This is a genomic window from Mycobacterium sp. 1245111.1, assembly GCF_001673405.1.
GTDB lineage: Bacteria > Actinomycetota > Actinomycetes > Mycobacteriales > Mycobacteriaceae > Mycobacterium.
In genome coordinates, this window is sequence record NZ_LZLV01000117.1 from 65955 (window position 1) to 89721 (window position 23767).

Genomic DNA, 23767 nt, shown 5'->3' on the forward strand with positions numbered 1-23767 from the left:
TTGCGGCGTCCCTGCCAGGCGCGCGAAGCTCCGTCGCCAGGACTCGAACCTGAACTGTCTGAACCAAAATCAGAAGTGCTGCCGATTACACCACGACGGATCACTGCGACCAGCGGTCAAAACCGCGTCCACTCTAGACGACGGCGCGCTCCGGACGCGGAGCGCAACCGGGAGATAACCTGTTAGACGTGGCCGCGCCGGACAAGGAAACCAAGCCGCCCCGAACCCGGATGACCGGTAGCGAGCGTCGCCACCAACTGATCGACATCGCGCGGTCGCTGTTCGCCGAGCGAGGCTACGAGGGAACGTCGATCGAGGAGATCGCGCTTCGGGCCAACGTCTCCAAGCCGGTCGTCTACGAGCACTTCGGCGGCAAGGAAGGCCTCTACGCGGTGGTCGTCGACCGGGAGATGTCGGCCTTGCTGGACCGCATCACGTCATCGCTGACCAACAACCGCTCCCGGGTGCGGGTCGAGACGGTCGCCCTGGCGCTGCTGACCTATGTCGAGGAACACACCGACGGGTTCCGCATCATGATCCGCGACTCGCCCGCCTCGATCAGTTCGGGCACCTATTCCAGCCTGCTCAACGACGCCGTCAACCAGGTCAGCTCGATCCTGGCCGGTGATTTCGCTCGTCGCGGCCTGGACTCCGACCTCGCTCCGCTCTACGCGCAGGCGCTGGTCGGATCGGTGTCGATGACCGCGCAGTGGTGGCTCGACACCCGAGAGCCCAAGAAGGAAGTGGTCGCCGCCCACCTGGTCAACCTGGTGTGGAACGGCCTGACCCATCTCGAGGCCGACCCGCACCTGGCCGACGAGTAGTGCCGATTCACCAGCGCGACAGTCTATTTCGCCCCGTAGAGCGACACCCGAGCGCCGTGGAGTCCTCGAGGCGGTCGGCCGAAAATTGACGGTGCTGGGCCCCATACAATGGGGAGATCATGACCGCAGGGGGGCCAGAAATCAGAGAGACCCCGATTGCGGGGCTGGTGGACGTGGCGCTGCGCGCGCCGACGCTGCAGCGACTCATCGATCTGGCGGCTGACCGGCCCGAGGAATTGGCGTTGGTCGGTCCGGCCAGCGCTCGACTGTTCGTCGGCTGTGCCCTGGCCCGGCAGGGGCCGCTGCTCATCGTCACCGCGACGGGCCGGGAGGCCGACGACCTCACCGCCGAATTGCGCGGCGTCGTCGGCGACGCGGTGGCGATGTTCCCGTCGTGGGAGACGTTGCCGCACGAGCGGCTCTCGCCCGGTGTCGACACCATGGGCGCCCGGATGATGCTGCTGCGCCGGCTGGCCCACCCGCAGGACGCCCGGCTCGGGCCGCCGCTGCAGGTGGTGGTCACCGCGGTGCGCTCGCTGCTGCAGCCGATGGCCTCCCGACTCGGCCTGACCGAGCCGCTGACGCTTGCCCCCGGCGATGAGCTGGCATTCGAAGACGTCATCACGCGGCTGGTCGAGCTGGCGTACACCCGAGTGGACATGGTCGGCAAGCGAGGTGAATTCGCGGTTCGCGGCGGCATTCTCGACGTCTTCGCCCCGACCGCCGAGCACCCGGTGCGGGTGGAGTTCTGGGGCGACGAGGTCAGCGAGATGCGGATGTTCTCGGTGGCCGATCAGCGGTCTATCCCCGAGATCAGCGTCGACAACCTGGTCGCGGTGGCCTGCCGCGAGCTGTTGCTGACCGACGACGTGCGGGCCCGGGCGGCCGAGTTGGCCGGACGCCAGCCGCCGGCCGAGCACGGCGTCACCGGCGGCGTCGGCGACATGCTGGCCAAGCTCGCCGAGGGCATCCCGGTCGACGGCATGGAGGCGTTGCTTCCGGTGCTGCGGCCTGACGACGTGACGTTGCTCACCGACCAGCTGGCCGATGGCACGCCGGTGTTGGTCTGCGACCCGGAGAAGGTCCGCACCCGGGCCGCGGATCTGATCAAGACCGGGCGCGAATTCCTCGACGCGTCATGGTCGGTGGCGGCGGTGGGTGGTGATTCGCCGATCGACGTCGAGCAGCTCGGCGGATCGGGGTTCCGCGAGCTCGACGAGGTGCGCGAGGCGGCGCGTCAATCCGGGCACCCGTGGTGGACGCTGTCGCAGCTGTCCGACGAGTCGGCGATCGAACTGGACATCCGCGCCGCGCCCTCGGCGCGGGGTCATCAGCGCGATATCGACGAGATCTTCGCGATGCTGCGCGCCCACGTCGCGACTGGCGGAGTGGCCGCCGTCGTCGCGCCCGGCGCCGGAACCGCGCACCGCGTCGTCGAGCAGCTGGCTGAATCCGATACGCCCGCAACGATGTTGGAGTCCGGTGCCGAACCCAAACCCGGCGTAGTCGGCGTGCTCAAAGGCCCATTGCACGACGGGCTCGTCCTGCCGGGTGCGGGCCTGGTGATCATCACCGAAACCGACCTGACCGGCAACCGGGTCACCGCGACCGACGGCAAACGCCTTGCCGCCAAACGTCGTAACACCGTCGATCCGCTGGCCCTGACCGCGGGCGACCTGGTGGTGCACGATCAGCACGGCATCGGCCGGTTCGTCGAGATGACCGAACGTACCGTCGGCGGCGCGCGTCGGGAATACCTGGTGCTGGAGTACGCCTCGAGCAAGCGAGGCCAGAACGTCTCCGACAAGCTCTACGTCCCGATGGATTCGCTGGACCAGCTGTCGAGGTACGTCGGTGGGCAGGCGCCCTCGCTGAGCCGGCTGGGTGGCAGCGACTGGTCGAACACCAAAACCAAAGCGCGCAAGGCGGTTCGGGAGATTGCGGGCGAGCTGGTGGCACTCTACGCCAAACGCCAGGCCACCGCGGGGCACGCGTTCGGCCCGGACACCCCCTGGCAGGCCGAGATGGAAGACGCGTTCGGCTTCACCGAAACCGTGGATCAGCTCACCGCGATCACCGAGGTCAAGGCTGACATGGAAAAGCCGGTGCCGATGGACCGGGTGATCTGTGGCGACGTCGGCTACGGCAAGACCGAGATCGCGGTCCGGGCGGCGTTCAAAGCGGTGCAGGACGGCAAGCAGGTCGCGGTGCTGGTGCCCACGACGCTGTTGGCCGACCAGCATCTGCAGACCTTCTCCGCGCGGATGGCCGGCTTCCCGGTCCGGATCAAAGGCCTGTCCCGATTCACCGAACCGGCCGAATCCCGTTCTGTCCTCGACGGTTTGGCCGACGGCACGGTCGACATCGTGATCGGCACCCACCGGTTGCTGCAGACCGGGGTGCGGTGGAAAGACCTCGGACTGGTGGTCGTCGACGAGGAGCAGCGCTTCGGTGTCGAGCACAAGGAGCACATCAAGTCGTTGCGCACCCACGTCGACGTCCTGACGATGAGCGCCACCCCGATCCCGCGCACGCTGGAGATGAGTCTGGCCGGCATCCGCGAGATGTCGACGATCCTGACTCCGCCGGAGGAGCGCTACCCGGTGCTGACCTACGTCGGCGCGCACGACGACAAGCAGGTCGCCGCCGCGCTGCGCCGTGAGTTGTTGCGCGACGGCCAGGCGTTCTACGTGCACAACCGGGTCAGCTCGATCGACGCGGCCGCGGCACGGGTGCGCGAACTCGTACCCGAAGCCAAAGTCGCTGTGGCACACGGCCAGATGAACGAGGACCTGCTGGAGACCACCGTCGAGGGGTTCTGGAACCGAGAGTTCGACATCCTGGTCTGCACCACGATCGTCGAGACCGGCCTGGACATCTCCAACGCCAACACGCTGATCGTGGAGCGAGCCGACACCTTCGGTCTGTCCCAGCTGCACCAGCTGCGGGGCCGGGTCGGTCGTAGCCGCGAACGCGGCTATGCCTACTTCCTGTATCCGCCGAACAACCCGCTCACCGAAACCGCCTACGACCGGCTGGCGACGATCGCCCAGAACAACGACCTGGGCGCCGGCATGGCGGTGGCGATGAAGGACCTGGAGATCCGCGGCGCCGGCAACGTGCTTGGCGCCGAGCAATCAGGGCACGTCGCCGGGGTGGGCTTCGACCTCTACGTCCGCCTGGTCGGCGAGGCGGTCGAGGCCTACCGGGCCGCGGCCGACGGGCAGACCGTCGTCAGCACCGAGGAACCCAAGGATGTCCGGATCGACCTCCCGGTCGATGCCCATCTGCCGCCGGACTACATCCCCAGCGACCGGTTGCGGCTGGAGGGCTATCGGCGACTGGCCGCCGCATCGGACGACACGCAGATCGACGCTGTCATTGAGGAATTGATCGACCGCTACGGAGCGCTGCCCGAAACCGCGGAGCTACTGGTGGCCGTCGCGCGACTGCGGCTGATCTGTCGCGCCGCGGGCATCACCGAGGTGTCGACGGCATCGGCGGCCACGCTGAGGTTGTCGCCGCTGACCCTGCCGGACTCCGCACAGGTGCGGCTGGCCCGCCGGTATCCGGGCGCGCGCTACCGCGCCACCACGTCGACGGTGCAGGTGCCGATCCCGCGGGCCGGCGGCGTGGGTGCACCGCGGATCCGCGACCTCGAATTGGTTCAGTTCGTCGGCCAATTGGTGGCGGCGCTGGTCGGCAAACCAGGAGAATCGACGCCGATAGACACGCCGGGGCAGGAGAGGCAGGCGCGATGACACGCGCCAACGACGATGACGCCGGGGTTGAGGAGTGGCGCCCATGACTGTCGTCCTCGTGGACCCGCGGCGGCCGTCGCTGGTGCCAGTGGAGGCCATCGAGCTGCTCTCCGGTGAGGTTCAGTACACCGAAGAGATGCCGGTCGCGGTGCCCTGGTCACTGCCCGCGGCGCGCCCGGCGCACACCGGGGAGGACGCGCCGGTGCTGCTGTCTTCGGATCCCGAGCACCCAGCGGTGACCGCTCGGTTGGCCGCCGGAGAGCGGCTGATCTCCGCGCCCGGCCCGCAGCCCGGGGAGCGGCTGGTGGACGCCGTCGCGATGATGGACAAACTGCGGACCGCCGGGCCCTGGGAGAGCACGCAGACCCACGACTCGCTGCGTCGCTTCCTCTTGGAGGAAACCTACGAACTGTTCGACGCGGTGCGCAGCGGCGACGCCGATTCGCTGCGCGACGAACTCGGAGACGTGTTGCTGCAAGTGCTGTTTCATGCGCGCATCGCCGAGGATGCACCGGCGCATGCCTTCGCCATCGACGACGTCGCCGACGCACTGCTCCGCAAACTCGGCAACCGTGCTCCGGGAGTGCTTGCCGGAGAATCGATTTCGCTCGACGAACAGATGGCTCAATGGGAGGAGCGCAAGGCTCAGGAGAAGCCGCGCAACTCGCTGATGGATAACGTCCCCACCGGGCAACCGGCTCTAGCGTTGGCGCGCAAGGTGATTCAGCGGGTCGTTAAGGCCGGCTTCCCGGCGGACCTGATTCCGGCGAACGTTACGTCGATTACGGTGACCGCCGACGTCGACGCCGAAGACTCCTTGCGTTCCGCGGTACTGGCGTTCATGGACACCGTTCGCGGCGTCGAAAAGGCGGTCGCCATGGAGCGTCGCTCGGGCGACGTTCCCGTCGAGCTGGACGTCGCCCCGGTCGGCTCCATCACTGAAGACGAATGGCGTGCCTGTTGGCCGGTGGCCGGCGCCGAACCTGACTCCGATGCCGAGGCCCCGCCGGAGACATCGGAGCCCGACGGGGCGTGACGTTCGACACGCCCGGGCATGGGATCGTCCGTGGGCTAAACGCAGCGCGGATGCGATCATCGGGGCTGGCCAGGCGCGGTTGGTCGGTTTCCCGACGGCCGCGACGGCCCGACGCACTGGAAGTGCGTGCGACGATGGTCGGGAAGTCGTGTTTTTAGGGGTGTTGTGTGTCGCCGGTCCGTTGGCTGCGCGCGTTGGCCGTGGTAGGCGCAACCGCGCTGCTGTTGGCATCCAGCTGCTCGTGGCAGCTGGGCCCCATCATTCTCAAAGGTGTCCCGCCACCACGGGGTGCTCTTGTGCCGCCGGTCGACACCTACGCCAACGGTCGGCCCGCTGACCAATTGCACGGCTGGGCCGCCGAGCTTGCCCCGGCGCTACACATCCCGGTGACCGCGTTGGAGGCGTACGGCTACGCCGCCCGGGTGGCGGAGGTGGAGAACCCGAACTGCCATATCGCCTGGACGACGCTGGCCGGCATCGGGCAGGTGGAAAGCCATCACGGCACCTACCATCACGCCACACTGTTCCCCAACGGCAACGTGCGTCCGCCGATCCGGGGCGTGGTGCTCGACGGGACCAACGGCACGATGCGCATCATCGACAGCGAGACAGGGATCGGCGCCGAGCCCGGCGGGATGGCCGGCCAGCCCGACACCGTGCGGGCGATGGGCCCGATGCAATTCATCCCGGAGACATGGCGGGAGTACGGCGTCGACGCCAACAACGACGGCAAGGTCGACGTCGACAACATCGACGACGCCGCGCTGTCCGCCGCCGGCTACTTGTGCTGGCGCGGGAAGGATCTCGCCACGCCGCGAGGGTGGATCACCGCGCTGTGGGCCTACAACGATTCCGATGTCTATGCCCGCGCCGTGCGAGACTGGGCTACCGCCTATGCCGCGGGGCATTCCCTCTGAGCAGGCTTTAGGCTCTCTAGGGTTACCAGAGACGCTGTAGCCCTCACGACGCAAGGAGAACCAGTGCCGATTATCGAGCAGGTCGGTGCCCGCGAAATCCTCGATTCCCGCGGCAACCCGACGGTCGAGGTCGAGGTGGCCCTGATCGACGGGACGTTCGCGCGGGCCGCGGTGCCCTCCGGCGCGTCGACCGGCGAGCACGAGGCCGTCGAGCTGCGCGATGGTGGCGACCGGTATGGCGGCAAGGGCGTCAAGAAGGCAGTCCAAGCCGTGCTCGACGAAATCGCACCGGCCGTGATTGGCCTCAACGCCGACGACCAGCGTCTGGTCGACCAGGCGCTGCTGGATTTGGACGGCACCCCGGACAAGTCCAGGCTGGGCGCCAACGCCATCCTCGGTGTGTCCCTGGCGGTGGCCAAGTCGGCCGCCGACTCTTCTGAGTTGCCGCTGTTCCGCTACCTGGGCGGGCCCAACGCGCACATCCTTCCGGTGCCGATGATGAACATCCTCAACGGTGGCGCGCACGCCGACACCGCGGTTGACATCCAGGAGTTCATGGTGGCTCCGATCGGAGCGGCGAGTTTTCACGAGGCGCTGCGCTGGGGCGCCGAGGTCTACCACGCGTTGAAGTCGGCGCTCAAGAAGCAGGGGCTGTCCACCGGCCTGGGTGACGAGGGCGGGTTCGCACCCGATGTGCCGGGAACCAAAGCCGCGCTGGACATCATCAGCCAGGCCATCGAGTCCACGGGCTTCAAGCTGGGTGCCGATGTGGCATTGGCACTCGACGCCGCGGCGACCGAGTTCTACACCGACGGCACCGGGTACCAGTTCGAGAAGAAGACCCGGACCGCCGAAGAGATGTCGCAGTTCTACGCCGAGCTGCTCGACTCCTACCCGCTGGTGTCGATCGAAGACCCACTGTCGGAGGACGATTGGGACGGCTGGGTGGCGCTGACGACGTCGATCGGTGACCGAGTGCAGATCGTCGGCGACGACCTGTTCGTCACCAATCCCGAACGGCTGGAAGAAGGCATCGACAAGGGCGCGGCAAATGCCTTGCTGGTCAAGGTCAATCAGATCGGCACTCTTACCGAGACACTCGACGCGGTCGCGCTCGCCCACCACAGCGGCTACCGGACGATGATGAGCCACCGCAGCGGCGAGACCGAGGACACCACGATCGCCGACTTGGCGGTCGCAGTCGGCAGCGGGCAGATCAAGACCGGCGCTCCGGCCCGCAGCGAGCGGGTGGCGAAATACAACCAGCTGCTGCGCATCGAAGAGGCTCTCGGCGACGCCGCCCGCTACGCCGGTGATCTGGCGTTCCCCAGGTACGCGCCCTAGGCCCGACAGCCACTACCTGCCATGCCCGAATCCAAACGGCCAGAACCGAAGCGGCGCTCACCGGCGTCGCGTCCGGGTAAGGCCGGCGATTCGGTGTCCGGTCGACCGCGTAAGTCCCCGGCGGCCAAGCGTGGCCCGACGGCGTCGACGCGGGCGATGCCCGAGGTTGTCGAACCGATTAAGCAGGCGATCGCCGAATCGGCCGAGCAGCGCTCGGATCAGCGACTCGGTCTGACCGCGCGCCGGGCGGCGATTTTGGCGACGGTGATCTGTGTGCTGACGCTGACCATCGCGGGCCCCGTTCGCACCTATTTTGCGCAGCGCACCGAGATGAAGCAGCTGGCTGCTTCCGAAGCCGCACTGCGCCACCAGATCTCCGATCTCGAACAGCAGAAGGGCAAGCTCGGCGACCCCGTGTACATCGCGGCGCAGGCCCGCGAGCGTCTGGGCTTCGTCATGCCGGGCGAAATCCCCTATCAGGTGCAGTTGCCGCCGGGAGCGGCGTTGCCCGCCGACCCCGGGTCGCAGCCGAAGACTGCGGTCAGCAACGACCCCTGGTACACGTCGTTGTGGCACACCATCGCCGACGGCCCGCATGGCCCGCCGGCGCCGGTACCTCCACCCCCGGCGCCCAATCCACAGCAACCGGGCCCACAGCAACCCGGCCCGCAGCCGCCCAGCCCTGCGCCGCCCGGTGGTTGATCCCGCAGACCTCGAGGCGGTCGCCCGTCAGCTCGGCCGCGAGCCGCGCGGAGTGATCGGCATCGCCTACCGGTGTCCGAACGGCGAGCCGGCAGTGGTCAAGACATCCCCGAAACTCCCTGACGGAACCCCGTTTCCGACGTTGTACTACCTGACGCATCCGGTGCTGACCGCCGCCGCGAGCCGGCTCGAGACCACCGGAATGATGCGGGAGATGACCGAGCGCCTGCACTCCGATACCGAGTTGGCCGCCGCCTACCGCCGGGCCCACGAGTCGTATCTGGCTGAACGTGACGCCATCGAGCCGTTGGGCACGACGTTCTCCGGCGGCGGCATGCCTCACCGGGTCAAATGCCTGCATGTGGTGATCGCGCATTCACTCGCCAAGGGCCGGGGAGTCAACCCGTTCGGCGACGAGGCGCTGGCGGTGTTGGCCGTCGAGCCGTCGATGGTCGGAATTCTGATACCGGGGGAGTGGTTGTGATACTGGCCGCAATTGACTGCGGTACCAACTCGATTCGGTTGCTGATCGCCGATGCATCCGACGGGCAGCTCACCGACCTGCATCGCGAGATGCGGATCGTACGGCTCGGCCAGGGCGTCGACGCCACCGGCCAATTCGCGCCGGAGGCGTTGCAGCGCACGCGCGCTGCGCTGGTCGACTATGCGGAACTCTGTACGGCCCATGGGGTCGAGCGGTTAAGGATGGTCGCCACGTCGGCCACCCGCGACGCCGGTAACCGTGACGTGTTCTTCGCGATGACGGCCGAGGTGCTCGGCGCCGTGGTCGACGGAGCGGTCGCGGAGGTGATCACCGGCGCCGAGGAGGCCGAGCTGTCGTTCCGCGGCGCGGTCAACGAATTAGATTCCGCGGGTGGACCTTTCGTGATCGTTGATCTGGGCGGCGGGTCGACCGAGGTGGTGCTCGGCACCGATACGGTGCAGGCGAGCTTTTCGGCCGACATTGGTTGCGTGCGATTGACCGAGCGGTGCTTGCACTCCGACCCGCCGACGCCCGCGGAGGTCGCGGCGGCGCGCGAGGTGGTGCGCGATCGGCTCGGCGAGGCACTGCGCGCCGTACCGGTGGAGCAGGCCCGAACCTGGGTCGGGGTCGCGGGTACGATGACGACGATCGCCGCGCTCGCACACGATATGACGGGCTATGACTCTGCGGCCATTCACCTTTCGCGTATCGGGGTGGATCGATTGCTCACCGTCTGCGACGAGCTGATCGCGATGCCGCGCAGTCAGCGCGCCGCACTGGGGCCTATGCACGAGGGTCGCGTCGACGTGATCGGCGGCGGCGCCATCGTCATCGAAGAGCTGGCGATCGCGCTACGCGAGCGTGCCGGCATCGAGGAGTTGACCGTCAGCGAGCACGACATCCTCGACGGCATCGCGCTGTCGATCACCGAGTGATCTACTGCCCGAACGAGATCTGAAGCAGTTGCTTCTTCTGGTCGTTGTACTCCTGCTCGGTCAACCGCCCCTCGGCGCGCAGCTTCGCGATGTCGCGGATCGCGGCCGCGACGCCGGTCATCACGGTGCGCGGCGCGGGCGTGGCGTCGACCTCGTCGTCGGCCGGCGTGTCGGCAGGCCGGCCGGTCACCCGAACCGGCCGGCTGTTCTGCTCAGGCTCGCCCGCGGCGGGCGGACCGGCCATGGCCTGGCCCGCCATGCCGCCAATTCCCATCTGGTTGAACGTATTTGCGGATCCGGCAGCGCCGACCTCCGCGGCCGGCGCGGCTGCCGCGTTCGCGGTGGTAAGCGGCGTGGTGAAAGCCATCGGCTTCACCTCCGATGCTGCGGTTGCCCAACTGGGCGGGACCGACAGCCCGCTGATCGCCTCGGCATCGGCGATGCCCGCCTCAAGCGCGGGCGCGGCGCCCCCACCCGGGTTGAGGATCGTGGCCGGAAAGTCATTCGACGGGATGCCGCCACGCCTGATTGACGGATCTTCACCGTTCCAGCCGCTGATGATCTCGTCGGAGTGCTGACCGGTCTCCGAATCCACAATGGCAAAAGGCAGATCGACCGGGCCCGCCGCGATACCCACGGGAATGACCGTGCTGAACAGGGCGAAATCGGACGGGACGCTGACAAAGATCGAAATCAGGTCGCTCAACAGGTTCAGCGGATCACCGGCGGCGGCGGTGCCGGTGGCAGCGGACTCAGATGTCGTCAGGCTTTGCAGGGCGTTAGGGATAGCGGAAAGAGCTTGCTGCGCAGAGGAAACCGCGCTTTGCGCGTCACCGGCCGCGGTGTTGGCGGCCTGCCCGACCGCGGCGGCCTGACTCACCGACGACCCGGGATCGGTGTTCTGCTGCGGTTGCTGGAACGGTGACAGGGTGGTCGCAGCCGCCGAGGACGCCGCGTAGCCGTACATCGCAACCGCGTCTTGGGCCCACATCTCGGCGTACTGAACTTCGGTCGCCGCAATCGCGGGAGTGTTCTGCCCGAAGAAGTTTGTCGCCACCAGCGTCGCCAGCAGACTGCGGTTCGCCGCGATCACCGGGGGAGGCACCGTCATCGCGAACGCCGTCTCATAGCCCGCGGCGGCGGCTTGTGCCTGGGTGGCGGACTGTTCGGCCTGTGCGGCGGTGGCACTGAGCCACTCGACAAAGGAGGCGGCCGCCGCGCTCATCGATGCCGAGGACGGTCCCGACCAGACCCCGGATGCCAACTCGGAAACCACTGATTGGTAGCCGCCGGCCGCGGTGTACAGCTCATCAGCCAGTGCCGTCCATGCCTGCGCAGCGGCCAACATCGGCCCGGATCCAGGACCGGAATACATCCGGCCGGAGTTTATCTCCGGCGGATAGAACCCGAAATCCATTGCTGCGCATTCCCTTTGTCTCTATGACGCGGCGTGACAACCGACGCATCTGCCCGAGGGCGGTGGGCTTTTCAGCGACCAAGCAGGCGGTTCTTCTGCTCGGTGTATTCCTCGTCGGTCAGAATTCCTTCGTCACGGAGTTTGGTGAATTCGCGCAACTCGGCCGCGACGCCAGTGACCACGGTCCGCGGTTTGGTCTCAGCGGCCGTGTCGTCGCCGCCAGTTGTCTTGCGCTCAGCCGTCTTTGGCGTGGCTTTGGCGGCTTTCGCCACCCGGTTGGCGCCGGTGCCCACCGTCCCGGCCATCGCCCGGCCGGCCATTCCCGCCAGCGCCATCTCGCTCAACGTGCTGCCCGACGCGCCGGACATCGATTCCGCCGCGGCGACCGCCGGCAGCGCGGGCAGTGTCACCGCGCTCGGTTTGACCGCAGGCGTGGCGATGGTCCAGCTCGGCGGAACCGACAGCCCGCCAACGCGGTTCGCGTCGGCGAGACCGGCCGACAGCCTGGTTGGCACGGTGCCACTCGGCAAGTTCAACAGCGGAGCGGGGAAAGGCTTGACCGGGGCGGGCCCGTCACCGGGCCAGGTTTGCTCCCCGTTCCAGCCGCTGACAATCCGGTCGGTGTGGGTACCGGTCAAGGCGCCGACGATGTCGAAGGGCAGGGCGACGATTCCGAGGCTGCCAAGCGGGATGTCGGCGGTGAACGTCGCGATGCCGGCCGGGAGGTCGACGAAGATCGCGATCAGGTCGCTGATCGTGCCCAACGGGTCGGAGGCGGCTGCGGTACTGGCAGCCGGCGACGCTGCCGATAGGGCGTTCGGTATTGCCGAGAACGCTTGCTGGATCGTGCTTTGCGCGTCGCCGGCCGCCGTGCCGGTGGCCTGACCAACGGCGGCAGACTGGCCTGCCTCGCCGGTGGGATTGGTGTTCTGCTGTGGCGGAGTGAACGGCGACAATTGGGTCGCCGCGGCCGAGGAAGCCGAATAGCCGTACATCGCCGCCGCGTCCTGGGCCCACATCTGGCCGTATTGCGCTTCGTTGGCGGCGATCGCCTGGGTGTTTCTGCCGAACAGGTTGGTGGCGATCAGCGTCATCAGCTGGCTGCGATTCGCCGCGACCATCGGCGGCGGGACCGTCGCGGTAAACGCGGTCTGATAAGCGGCGGCCGCGGACCTGGCCTGGGCGCCGGTCTGCTCAGCCTGTGCCGCGGTGGCCCGCAGCCATGCCGTGTAGGAGGCGGCGGCCGCGCTCATCGAGACCGATGCCGGCCCCATCCACGAGCCCGCGGTCAGTCCGGATATCACCGATTGATACGAGTTGGCCACCGAATGGAGTTCGGTGGCCAACGAGTCCCATGCCTCCGCGGCGGCCAGCATCGGGCCCGCACCGGGCCCGGCATACATGCGGGCGGAATTGACCTCGGGTGGATAACTTCCGAAATCCATGGTTAGCCCCCTCTAAATCCCCGCGGTCGAGCCAGCCATGCACCCGGCCTTGGCGATGCCATTGACCGATGGGTGAATGGTGGCACGCGCGGTGAGCGTCGTCGCTGCGGTGAGCGGCGCGTCGCCAGCTGGCATGACCTGAGGCGGTAGATCGCGACACTCGGGCTCAGCGGTCCCCGAAAGCATGGCCTCCCTTTCCAGTAATGGTCGAGCAAGCCGCCCATTTCGTGGCGTTGGGTACTGCTAATGACGCGTCCGCCGGCGAACTCAGGGCTCGACAGACCACGCCATTATCGGCATTGAACAGGCGATATACAAATGATGGCGCAGCTGAATGGCATTGTGCGGCTGGAATTAGCCATATCCTTGGGGTTAATTCTTAGTATTTCTCAGGTTTACCGACGCGTCGGCGCCCGTTTTTCGCCCCAGCGACGCGCGTTCGGTCCTCGATTCTAGGGGCTGACCGGCGGACTCTCTCTTCGAAGAGGCGGTCTACAGCGACTTGCCAGGTTTCCGCAAGGACCTTGTACGGGACGGCGAATTTGTCTTGCCTTCGGTCAACCCGTGCGGGCCTGCCGGCTGACCTCAACGTCCTGCTGTTGGGCGGGCACTCCGTCGACCTGAGGTGAAGGTTCGGCGTCGCCGTCGGTGGCGGCGTGCCGGGGCGGCAGCCCCTTGCGCAGGGTCGCCACCAACTCGCGGTACGGACCCACCAGGTAAACGGTGTCGCCGCCGCGGAGCCGCCCTTCGTGGTGGGGGCGCAGATCGATTGGCGCGTCTTCTCGGCAGATCGCGATCACCCGCGTCTTGGTCGACAACGAGCCCATCCGCAGCCCGTCGAGTTCGCTGCCCTCGGCCACCAGCATCGCCCCCACCATGAACGAACTCTGGCCGATCGAGAAGGTGCCCAGCACCTCCACGCCCATGGCGGCGCCGATGAACCACGGTGCGGCCAGCGCGACCGAAGAGCGGACATTCTCGAAACCAAACCGCTGCGCGACCGCGAGCCCCAACGCGCGGTCGTAGACCCGCAGCACCACCGAGACCTCGGCGCGCCGATTGACCTCGGGTACCACCCGCGGGCCGAGCATCTCGGCGAGCACGATTCCGGTTTCGATGTTGATCATGTCGTCGCGGGTCAGCACCGCCACGGCGCGGGCCCGGTCGACCCGCGCCGCCTGCAGCGTCTGAACCAGCGTCGCGTCGCCGAAGATGACCGGTACGTCCAGGGCACGCGCGGCGGACAGGTATCGGTTGTCCTCGTTGATCTCGATGACCGCGACGTCGTAGCCCGCCTTGAGCAGATCGGTGACCACCCGCATCCCGAGGGCGCTCAGCCCGACGACGATGACGTGATTGCGCAGATGTCGCACCCGTGGGCGGGCGGCCGCGAACACGAAGCGGCGCGAGAGCAGCACGTCGGCGATGAACGCGACCAGCAACGCGATCGTGGTCGCTCCACCGAACATCAGCATGGCGGCGAACAGCCGCAGCCAGGTCTCCTGGTGAGCGAAGCTGAAGTCGCCGTATCCCGTCGTCGTGATCGTCTCGATGGTGAAGTACAGCGCGTCGACCCAGGACATCCGCGGATGCTGATAGTTGAAGCGCAGCAACAGCATTGAGATGACGACCAGCGTCATCGCGGCCGCCAGGGCGGGATAGAACGCCGGGTTGAAATCGTTGACGACGGCCTTGACGCCGTCGAGCAGCCGTCGCGCCGCGGCCCGTTGCGACCGCGTTCCCACCGGACGGCGGACCTTGATGCCGCGTACGGCTGACTCGTCGGCCGTGCCGATCATCACCGCGCGATCACCGGCGAGCACCCGTTGATTGCGGGTTGGGCAGACGTCGATCTCGCCCGGGCTCGACGAGTTCTCGCCGTGGATGACGGCTACCGGGGCCAGGTCGCCATAGATCTCCCGCAGCGTGGCGGCTCGCGGCGCTTCGCTGCCGGAGACCAGGAACTGCGTTCCGGCGGCCTCGAAGGGGTGCGTCCGGTGTGCCAGGCAGGCTTCGACGACCGACGGCGCGGTCAGTTCGGCAACGTCGAGGATTGCGCCCGGCCCGTTGTCGGCGGCGACCGCCGCGCGCAACACATCATTCGCCAGCCTGGCGACCACCCGCACCGATGGGTTGGATCGTCTTGCCAACAAAGCAATTTCGAGGTTGGCCGCATCATCGTCGCCGGCGCACACCACCGCCAACGCGTCGGAGATGTTGGCGTTTTCGAGCACGTCACACATCGTGGTGAGGTCGCCTCCGCCGAGCTTGACGACGTGCGCGCCGGCTCGCTCCAACTCCTCGATGATGGTGGTGGCCAGCGCGTCCTCACCGCTGACAATGATGTGGTGCTGCATTCTCTCATCCGCCACTCTGCAGGGTGGGCTTCGACTTTGCTACCGCTGCTACTGAAATAGGTTACACCACGGGCTTTATCCGGCCCTGCCGGAACGCGCAATTTTGCTGATGCCCGGCACAACTATCGGTTGGGCGCTAACCCGTTCTCGCGCAACGGCTCTCATGCCTCGAAGCGGTAGCCCATGCCGGCCTCGGTCAGCAGATGGGCGGGGTGCGACGGGTCGTCTTCGAGCTTGCGGCGCAGTTGCGCGAGAAACACACGCAGATAATGGGTTTCCGTCGCATACTTCGGCCCCCACACCTCGCGGAGCAGTTCCTCGCGGCCGACCAGCTTGCCGCGGTTACGCACCAGCATTTCCAGCATGCCCCACTCCGTCGGGGTCAGATGGACCTCGGCGCCGTTCTTGATCACCTTCTTGATCGAGAGGTCGACGACGAACGACTTGGTTTCCACCACGGGGTTGTCCGCGCCGGTGGGCACGGTGGCCCGTCGCACCGCAGCGCGCAGCCTGGCCAGCAGCTCGTCCATGCCGAACGGCTTCGTCATGTAGTCGTCGGCACCCGCGTCGAGCGCACCGACCTTGTCCGACGAATCGGTTCGCGCGGACAGCACGATCACCGGAGCGGTCAGCCAGCCGCGCAGGCCGGTGAGCACCTCGATCCCGGACATGTCGGGCATGCCCAAGTCCAGGATCACCACCTGGGGCGGGTGCTCGGCGGCCACGGCCAGAGCCCGTGACCCGGTGGGGGCGGTCAGCACCTCGTAGCCACGCACCGACAGGTTGATCCGCAGCGCCCGCAGCAGCTGGGGGTCGTCGTCGACGACAAGGACGCGTGTCACGGCGCGGCCAGGTCGATCAGGATGGTCAGCCCGCCGCCAGGAGTGTCGGTCGCGGTGATCGTGCCGTCCATCGCCTCGACAAAACCCTTGGCCACCGACAGGCCCAGCCCCAGGCCGGAGGCGGTGTCGAAGTCGCCGAGTCGCTGGAACGGCTGGAACATCTGCTCCGCGGCGCCTTTGGACACACCCGGGCCGTCGTCGACGACGTTGATCAACACCCGCGATCCGACCTGTCCCGCATTCACCCGGACCATGCTGGCGGGTGCGTAGCGCAGCGCGTTGTCGATGACGTTGGACAGCACGCGCTCGAGCAATCCCGCGTCGCCCATCACGATCGTTCCGCCCACCTCGACCTTGACCCGGTCGATGCCGGCCCGTTCGCTCATGCTGCTGCGGCCACCGATTCCGACCAGCGCCCGCTGCACGACCTCTTCCAGATAGACCTCGGTGAGCTCGGGCCGCACCACGCCGGCGGCCAGCCGGGACGAGTCCAGCAGGTTGGCCACCAGCAGGGAAAGCTGGTCCACCGACTCCTCGATGGTGGCGAGCAATTCGCCGGTGTCTTCGGGCGAGAAGTAGACGTCTTCGGCGCGCAGGCTGGACACCGCCGCCTTGGCCGCGGTCAGGGGGGTGCGCAGATCGTGACCGAGCGCGGACAGCAGCAGCCGGCGCAGCTCGTCGGCCTCGGCGAGAGACTTGACCTTGCCCGCCTCCTCGGCGAGCTCGCCGCGCTTGACCAGGCCGGCGGCCTGGGTGGCGACCACCGACAGCACCCTGCGGTCGCGGCCGGTCAGCGCCCGGCCGGACATCAGCAGCCAGTATTCCTCGTCGCCGACCTTGACCGCGGTGTCCGCCGAATCGACTTTGCTGCACGGGTTTACGCCCACCCCCGCGACGGATTCGGGGTGACCGTCGACGTCGCGCACGAGGCACACCGCACGCTGGGAGTAGGCCTCCCGCACCCGCTCCAGCAGTGTGCTGAGATCGGCGCCGCGCAGCACTGACGCCGCGAAAAGGGAGAGCAACTCGGCCTCCTGGCTTTGCCGCCTGGCTTCGCGGGCCCGGCTCGCCGCGGCGTCCACCAGCACGGCGATCGCCATGGCGATTCCGAGCAGCAAGACGACGGTCAAGACGTTGCTCAGGCTGTTGATCGCCAGGGTGTAGCGCGGCTCGGTGTGGAAATAGTCCAGCAGTACGCCGGACAGCACGCCCGCGAGCAGCGCCGGCCCCAGACCGCCGAACAGCGCGACCCCGACGATCCCGGCGAAGAACATCGCCGACTTTCCGGCGATGTCGACAGTCAGATCCAGGCGCATCGTGACGGCGAGGATGGCCCATGGCACCATGACGGCCGCCAGCCAGGAGACGACTTGCCGGGCGCGCGGCGACATGGTCGCCAGCGTCAGCCCGGGATTGGCCTGCTCGTGGCTGACCATGTGGACGTCGATCTTGCCCGAGTTCTTGATGGTCGCCGCGCCGATGCCCTCGCTGAAGATGCTCGCCCACCGCGAGCGCCGTGAAGTGCCGAGCACCAATTGGGTGGCATTGGTCTCGCGGGCGAAGTCCAGCAGCGCGCTCGACACGTCGTCGCCGACCACGACATGCACGGTGGCCCCGATGCTGGTGGCCAGTTCACGCACCTTGCCCATCTCGCGCGGAGAGACGCCCGCAAGCCCGTCACCGCGGGCGACATGCACCACCATGAGTTCGGCGCTGGATTTCGACGCGATACGAGATGCCCTGCGCACCAACGTTTCCGACTCGGGGCCCCCGGTCACCGCGACGACCACCCGTTCGCGCGCCTCCCAGGTCTCGGTGATCTTCTTCTCGGCGCGGTATTTCGCCAGAGCCGCGTCTACCTGGTCGGCGAGCCACAGCAGCGCGATCTCGCGCAGAGCGGTCAGGTTGCCGGCGCGGAAGTAATTGCTCAGCGCCGCGTCGATGCGTTCTGACGGGTACACATTTCCGTGAGCAAGCCTGCGCCGCAACGCTTCCGGCGTGATGTCGACCAGCTCGATCTGGGCTGCTTTTCGGACCACTTCGTCGGGCACGGTTTCGCGTTGTTCGATCCCGGTGATCTGCGCGACGACGTCGTTGAGGCTTTCCAGATGCTGAATGTTGAGCGTCGAAATCACCGTGATGCCGGCATCGAGCAGCGTTTCGATGTCCTGCCAGCGCTTTTCGTTGACGCTTCCCGGTATGTTGCTGTGCGCATATTCATCGACCAGTGCTACTTCGGGCTTGCGACGCAGCACGGCCTCGATGTCGAGTTCGGGAAACGTCCCCTCGCGGTACGTGATGTAGTGCGGTGGAATGACTTCGATGCCGTTGAGCAGCTCGCCGACCTTCTTGCGACCGTGCGTCTCGACCACCGCCGCGACCACGTCGGTTCCGCGCTCGAGCCTGCGATGCGCCTCGCCGAGCATGGCGCAGGTCTTACCGACACCCGGTGCGGCGCCCAGGTAGATGCGCAATTCGCCGCGGCGCGGCGGATAAGTCCGGTGAGCCAGCGGGTCGTCGTATCTGCCGGGCTCGTGGGTGGAGGTCACATGGCCATCATCCACCGGGAAGTTCAAGACTTCACCGGGAAATCGCGGTCCAACTCGAGATTGAGCGCGAGTACGTTCACCACCGGCTCGCCGAAGACGCCGAGCGGCCGACCGCGCTGGTTGCGATGCACCGCGTCCAGTACCTGCGCCGTGGTGACACCGCGGGCGCCGGCCACCCGCGCGACCTGGATGTCGGCGTAAGCCGGCGAGATGTCCGGGTCGAGGCCGCTGCCGCTGGCGGTGACGGCATCAGCGGGCACGGCGGGGTGTTCCGGCGCCGCGCCCCGAATCGGGACGATCTGACCGGCCGAGTAGTCCTGACCGAACTGGGCGCATTGCACCCGAACGCCCTCGTAGAACTGCTGAAACACCGTGGCCGGGGTGCTCCCCGGCTTCGCGCACGGCTGATTGACGCTGACCACCTTCGTCGGATGCGTGACGTTGCCGGCCGCGTCGCGGGGCCCGAGCACCGACAGCACGGCGCCGACGCCGTCGCCGGTGCAGAACGGCCGCGATCCGTCGACCTTCTCGAGGCTTCCGACCGCGGCGCTGCGCGAGCAGACCTGGGTCAGCAGGCTGGGTTTGAAGCCGGCCGTCGACGGGTCCGCGCCGGGTGTCAGCTTGCTCGGGTCGGCGGGTGTGTCGACAATGCTCTCCGGACCCAGATTGGTTGCTCCCGATGACGTTGGGTCGTAGCCGGTTCCGGCCGCCGAAGGCCTGCTCTGGAAATACTGCTTCAACGGGTTGCCGTCTTTGTCGGTGAACGACTGGCCGATGAGCTTGCTGCCCACCGACCTGCCTGCGACGTTGACGATCGAGCCCTCGGCCTTGGCGTGCAGGCCGGGCAGCAGCGAGACCCCCCACACCGCGAGCGGGTAGACGACGCCGGTGATCACCGTGAGCACTAGCAGAGCCCGCAGGGCCGCCCAGTGCTGGCGAAAGACGTTGCTCAGATTCATGTCAGCCCATCCCCGGAATGAATTGCACGACCAGGTCGATCAGCTTGATGCCGACGAACGGGGCGACGATGCCGCCCAAGCCGTAGAGATACAGGTTGCGGCTCAACAGCTTTGACGCACTGCTCGGCGTGTACTGAACGCCGCGCAACGCCAGCGGAATCAGCACGACGATGATGATCGCGTTGAAGATCACCGCCGACAGGATCGCCGATTGCGGGCTGTGCAGCCGCATCACGTTGATCAGGTCCAGCCCGGGGAACAGCGCCACGAACATGGCCGGGATGATCGCGAAATACTTGGCGATGTCGTTGGCGATGGAGAACGTGCTCAACGCCCCGCGGGTGATCAGCAGCTGCTTGCCGATCTCCACGATCTCGATCAGCTTGGTGGGGTCGGAGTCCAGGTCGACCATGTTGCCGGCCTCTTTGGCCGCGCTGGTCCCGCTGTTCATCGCCACCCCGACGTCGGCCTGGGCCAGCGCCGGCGCGTCGTTGGTGCCGTCGCCGGTCATCGCGACCAGCCGGCCGCCTTCCTGCTCACGCTTGATCAGCATCAGCTTGTCTTCGGGGGTGGCCTCGGCGAGGAAGTCGTCGACGCCGGCTTCTTCGGCGATCGCTCGCGCGGTCAGCGGGTTGTCACCGGTGATCATCACGGTCCTGATGCCCATCTCGCGCATCTCGTCGAAGCGGGCGCGCATGCCGTGCTTGACCACGTCCTTGAGGTAGATGACACCGAGTACGTGTGCGTTGTCGCCTTCGACGACGCCGACGACCAGCGGAGTTCCGCCCGCGGCCGAAATGCCGTCGACGACCTCACCGAGCTCGTCGGGAATCGACCCGCCATGTTCACGGACCCACTTGGTCACCGAGCTGGCCGCGCCCTTACGCAGCTGTCGCCGGTCGACGTCGACCCCCGACATCCGGGTGGTCGCGGTGAACTCGACCCATTGCGCGTGGGTGAGTTCACCCGGCGGGCGTTCCCGCAGACCGTAGTTCTCCTTGGCGTACACCACGATCGAGCGGCCCTCGGGGGTTTCGTCGGCCAGGCTGGACAGTTGCGCGGCGTCGGCTAGGTCCTCGGCGGTGACGCCCGCGACCGGGATGAAGTCGGATGCCTCCCGGTTGCCCAGCGTGATCGTTCCGGTCTTGTCGAGCAGGAGGGTGTCGACGTCACCGGCGGCCTCGACCGCGCGACCCGACATCGCCAGGACGTTGCGCTGCACAAGGCGGTCCATGCCGGCGATACCGATTGCCGACAGCAACGCACCGATCGTGGTCGGGATCAGGCACACCAGCAGAGCCACCAGCACGACGCCGTTGACGCCGTTGTTGCTCAGCGCCAACGTATCTGCCACGCCGGGGTTGTTGACCTTGGAGTAGATCGCCAGCGGCTGCAGGGTGGCAACAGCGAACAGGAAGATGATCGTGAGCGCCGCCAGCAGGATGTTCAGCGCGATCTCGTTCGGGGTCTTCTGGCGGTTGGCTCCCTCGACGAGGGCGATCATCCGGTCGATGAAGCTCTTGCCGGGTTCCTGAGTGATCTTGATGATGATGCGGTCCGACAACACCGTCGTCCCGCCGGTGACCGCCGACCGGTCGCCGCCGGACTCCCGGATCACCGGCGCCGATTCACCGGTGATGGCCGATTCGTTGACCGACGCGATGCCGTCCACGATTTCGCCGTCACCCGGGATGATGTCACCGGCCTCGACGACGACGAGGTCGCCCTTCCGGAGTTCCGGCGCCCGGACGTCTTCTTCTATCCCTGGGTTTTCCGGTGTCCAACCCCGCAGACGGCGAGCAATGGTGTCCGCCTTCGACTTTCGCAAGGTATCGGCTTGCGCCTTGCCGCGCCCCTCCGCGACGGATTCGGCGAGGTTGCCGAAAAGCACTGTCAGCCAGAGCCAGAACACGACCAACCAGCCGAACCAGGACGAATCCTGCATCGTCAAGATGGTCGACCAGATGGCGCCGATCTCGACGATCAACATCACCGGGTTACGCCACAGGGTGCGCGGGTCGAACTTGCGCAATGCGTCGGGCAGCGCCTTGAGCAACAGCGCCGGGTCGAGCAGTCCGCCCTGTACCCGCCCACTCGACACGGCGCCGCCGTGCGAACGCTGCGGCGGATGTGCCGAGTGGACCTTAAAGGTCGTTGAGGTTGGCATGTCAGTGAATTCCTTCAGCGAGGGGCCCGAGTGCCAGAGCCGGCAGGAAGGTCAGCGCGCACAGGATGACCGTCACTGCCGCGACCAGACCGATGAACTGCGGCCGGTGGGTGGGCAACGTCCCGGGTGATTCGGGTGTATGGCCTTGGCGCGCAAGCGATCCCGCGAGCGCCAGCACCAAGATGATCGGTAGGAACCGGGCGATCACCATCGCCAGACCCAGTGCCGTGTTGTAGAACGTGGTGTTGGCCGACAGGCCGGCGAACGCGGAGCCGTTGTTGTTCGAAGCGGACGTGAACCCGTAGAGGACCTCGGACAGGCCGTGTGGTCCGGTGTTGGCCATGCCCGCCCTCGGCCCCGGCAGGCCCATCGCCACGCCGGTACCGAGAAGCACGAGCAATTCGGTGACCGGGAAATAGCTTGCCGCGAGCTTCATTTCGCGCGGCCGGATCTTCTTGCCGAGATATTCCGGTGTACGGCCCACCATCAGTCCGGCGATGAAGACCGTGAGGATGGCCATGATCAGCATGCCGTAGAGCCCCGAGCCGACACCGCCGGGCGCGACTTCGCCGATCTGCATGTTGAACAGCTGGATCAAGCCGCCAATGCTCGTGTAGGAGTCGTGCGCAGAGTCGACGGCACCGGTCGAAGTGAGCGTGGTCATGTCCGAGAACATCGCGGAGTCGAAGACGCCGAAGCGTTGCTCGACGCCCTCCACGGCCGCGCCGACCGCGGTGGGCACGGTTCCGTGGTGGGCCAATTGGAACGCCTCGACCACGACCAGGCTGACCGTGGCGAGCACTCCCATGACGGCGACGATCGCGTAGCCCTGCTTCTTGCTATCGACCATGCGGCCGAAGGTTCGCGGCAGGGAGAAGCTGATGGCGGTGAGTAGGAAAATCTCCACCCAGTTGGTCCACCGGGTCGGATTCTCGAATGGGTGCGCGGAGTTGGCGTTATAGAAGCCGCCGCCGTTGGTGCCGAGTTCCTTGATGGCTTCCTGGCTGGCGACCGGTCCGCCGGGGATGGTCTGCTGGACGCCGTTGAGCGTGGTGACCACTTGGTCGTGCAGGTGGAAGTTCTGGATCGCGCCGCCGGCGATCAGAACGACGGCGGCAATGAACGCCAGCGGCAGCAGGATCCGCAGGGTGCCGCGGACCAGGTCGACCCAGAAGTTGCCGATCTCGAGGGTCTTGGTGCGGGCAAAGCCGCGCACCAGAGCGATCGCGACGGCCATGCCGACCGCGGACGAGGCAAAGTTCTGCACGGCGAGCCCGGCCATCTGCACCAGGTGGCCTTGCGTCGACTCACCCGAATATGCCTGCCAGTTGGTGTTTGTCACGAAACTGATCGCGGTGTTCCACGCGAGCGCGGGCGTCATCGGAGTCGACGCGTTGTGCAGGTGTAGCGGCAGCTTGTCCTGCAGCAGCTCGAAGAAGAACAGGAACAGCACGCTGACCGCCGAGAACGCCAGCAGGCTGCGACCGTAGGCGTGCCACGGCTGCTGCGCCTTGGGGTTGGCGCCGATCAGCCGGTAGATCACCTTCTCGATTCGCCAGTCCCGTTCCGTGGTGTAGACGCGGTACATGTAGTCGCCCAGCGGCACGTGGACCGCCACTAAGGCCGCGACAAACAATGCGAGGAAGGCGATCCCCGCGCTAGTTGTGCTCACCTAGAACCTTTCCGGGAAATACAAGGCCGCGACCAGATAGACCGCGATGACCGCCGACAGCGCGAGACCGATGATGTTGTCGTAGCTCATTGGCGCCACTCTCCGCCGCAAGCGGGAGGTGCCCCCACCTCATCGCTGCGCTCTGAATCGTCGATGGCGCGGCTCATAGCTTTTCGACCAGCTTTTGCAGGTAGCCCAAGACGGCGAAAACAGCCACCGTCAGCACGACGTAGGCAACCACGGCCATCGTTTCTCCGTTCGTGACAAGCCGGTCAGGTCGATCGGCGATCGAGACTTGGTTCCGCAAGCAATTTAGTCTTGCCGATGAGGTCTGGAAAGAAGCTATGCGCCTTGGC

At 67.0% G+C, this 23767-nt stretch carries 18 protein-coding genes and 1 tRNA gene; 8 read left to right on the plus strand and 11 right to left on the minus strand.

The genetic code is table 11. The features are described 5' to 3' along the window. Positions 1–28: 28 nt before the first annotated feature. Positions 29–100: transfer RNA gene (locus A5658_RS19260), tRNA-Gln, on the minus strand. A 130-nt stretch (positions 101–230) separates the two neighbouring features. On the opposite strand from A5658_RS19260, the gene A5658_RS19265 reads away from it, so the two are divergent. From A5658_RS19265 to A5658_RS19300, 8 genes are all read left to right on the plus strand, one after another. Next, positions 231–824: a TetR/AcrR family transcriptional regulator gene (locus A5658_RS19265; protein WP_197503168.1), complete on the plus strand. Its 594-nt coding sequence runs from the start codon at positions 231–233 to the stop codon at positions 822–824. Between the two features lie 119 nt (positions 825–943). Continuing rightward, complete coding sequence (gene mfd, locus A5658_RS19270; RefSeq protein ID WP_067338947.1) at positions 944–4585, plus strand: transcription-repair coupling factor; 3642 nt, start codon at positions 944–946, stop codon at positions 4583–4585. A 43-nt stretch (positions 4586–4628) separates the two neighbouring features. Then, a complete protein-coding gene (locus A5658_RS19275; protein ID WP_067338949.1) occupies positions 4629–5621 on the plus strand; it encodes a nucleoside triphosphate pyrophosphohydrolase in 993 nt (330 codons plus the stop codon). A gap of 167 nt (positions 5622–5788) precedes the next feature. Continuing rightward, positions 5789–6538: a lytic transglycosylase domain-containing protein gene (locus tag A5658_RS19280; RefSeq protein WP_067338951.1), complete on the plus strand. Its 750-nt coding sequence runs from the start codon at positions 5789–5791 to the stop codon at positions 6536–6538. 63 nt (positions 6539–6601) lie between these two features. Beyond that, positions 6602–7882 carry a phosphopyruvate hydratase gene (eno, locus tag A5658_RS19285; RefSeq protein WP_067338953.1) on the plus strand — a complete coding sequence of 427 codons (1281 nt, stop codon included), beginning with the start codon at positions 6602–6604 and terminating at the stop codon, positions 7880–7882. 21 nt (positions 7883–7903) lie between these two features. Beyond that, positions 7904–8584 (plus strand): septum formation initiator family protein, encoded by a 681-nt coding sequence (locus tag A5658_RS19290; RefSeq protein WP_067338955.1) that lies wholly within the window; start codon positions 7904–7906, stop codon positions 8582–8584. Continuing rightward, positions 8577–9068, plus strand: a complete 492-nt coding sequence (locus A5658_RS19295) for a DUF501 domain-containing protein (protein WP_067338957.1) — start codon at positions 8577–8579, stop codon at positions 9066–9068. Before A5658_RS19290 ends, A5658_RS19295 begins: the two co-directional genes overlap by 8 nt. Next, a complete protein-coding gene (locus A5658_RS19300; RefSeq protein WP_231997377.1) occupies positions 9059–10003 on the plus strand; it encodes a Ppx/GppA phosphatase family protein in 945 nt (314 codons plus the stop codon). The genes A5658_RS19295 and A5658_RS19300 overlap by 10 nt, the downstream gene beginning before the upstream one ends. Before the next feature lies 1 nt (position 10004). Here A5658_RS19300 and A5658_RS19305 read toward each other — a convergent pair whose 3' ends face one another. From A5658_RS19305 to A5658_RS28510, 10 genes are all read right to left on the minus strand, one after another. Further along, positions 10005–11420: a PPE domain-containing protein gene (locus A5658_RS19305; RefSeq protein ID WP_067338959.1), complete on the minus strand. Its 1416-nt coding sequence runs from the start codon at positions 11418–11420 to the stop codon at positions 10005–10007. Between the two features lie 71 nt (positions 11421–11491). Next, positions 11492–12865: a PPE domain-containing protein gene (locus A5658_RS19310; RefSeq protein ID WP_067338961.1), complete on the minus strand. Its 1374-nt coding sequence runs from the start codon at positions 12863–12865 to the stop codon at positions 11492–11494. A gap of 557 nt (positions 12866–13422) precedes the next feature. Next, positions 13423–15222 carry an NAD-binding protein gene (locus A5658_RS19315; protein ID WP_082993296.1) on the minus strand — a complete coding sequence of 600 codons (1800 nt, stop codon included), beginning with the start codon at positions 15220–15222 and terminating at the stop codon, positions 13423–13425. Between the two features lie 161 nt (positions 15223–15383). After that, positions 15384–16064, minus strand: coding sequence for a response regulator (locus A5658_RS19320; protein ID WP_067338963.1), 681 nt, complete (start codon positions 16062–16064; stop codon positions 15384–15386). Further along, positions 16061–18574, minus strand: a complete 2514-nt coding sequence (locus A5658_RS19325; RefSeq protein ID WP_231997378.1) for a sensor histidine kinase KdpD — start codon at positions 18572–18574, stop codon at positions 16061–16063. The genes A5658_RS19320 and A5658_RS19325 overlap by 4 nt, the downstream gene beginning before the upstream one ends. A gap of 62 nt (positions 18575–18636) precedes the next feature. Further along, positions 18637–19572, minus strand: coding sequence for a potassium-transporting ATPase subunit C (locus A5658_RS19330; RefSeq protein ID WP_067338965.1), 936 nt, complete (start codon positions 19570–19572; stop codon positions 18637–18639). Position 19573: 1 nt separating this feature from the next. Next, on the minus strand, positions 19574–21739 hold the full coding sequence (kdpB, locus tag A5658_RS19335) for a potassium-transporting ATPase subunit KdpB (protein ID WP_067338967.1): 2166 nt from the start codon (positions 21737–21739) through the stop codon (positions 19574–19576). Position 21740: 1 nt separating this feature from the next. Further along, positions 21741–23411 carry a potassium-transporting ATPase subunit KdpA gene (gene kdpA, locus A5658_RS19340; protein ID WP_067338969.1) on the minus strand — a complete coding sequence of 557 codons (1671 nt, stop codon included), beginning with the start codon at positions 23409–23411 and terminating at the stop codon, positions 21741–21743. Beyond that, complete coding sequence (locus A5658_RS19345; RefSeq protein WP_067338971.1) at positions 23412–23501, minus strand: potassium-transporting ATPase subunit F; 90 nt, start codon at positions 23499–23501, stop codon at positions 23412–23414. A gap of 73 nt (positions 23502–23574) precedes the next feature. After that, entirely contained in the window at positions 23575–23718 is a 144-nt protein-coding gene (locus A5658_RS28510) for a hypothetical protein (protein ID WP_197503166.1), read from the minus strand. Positions 23719–23767 lie beyond the last annotated feature (49 nt).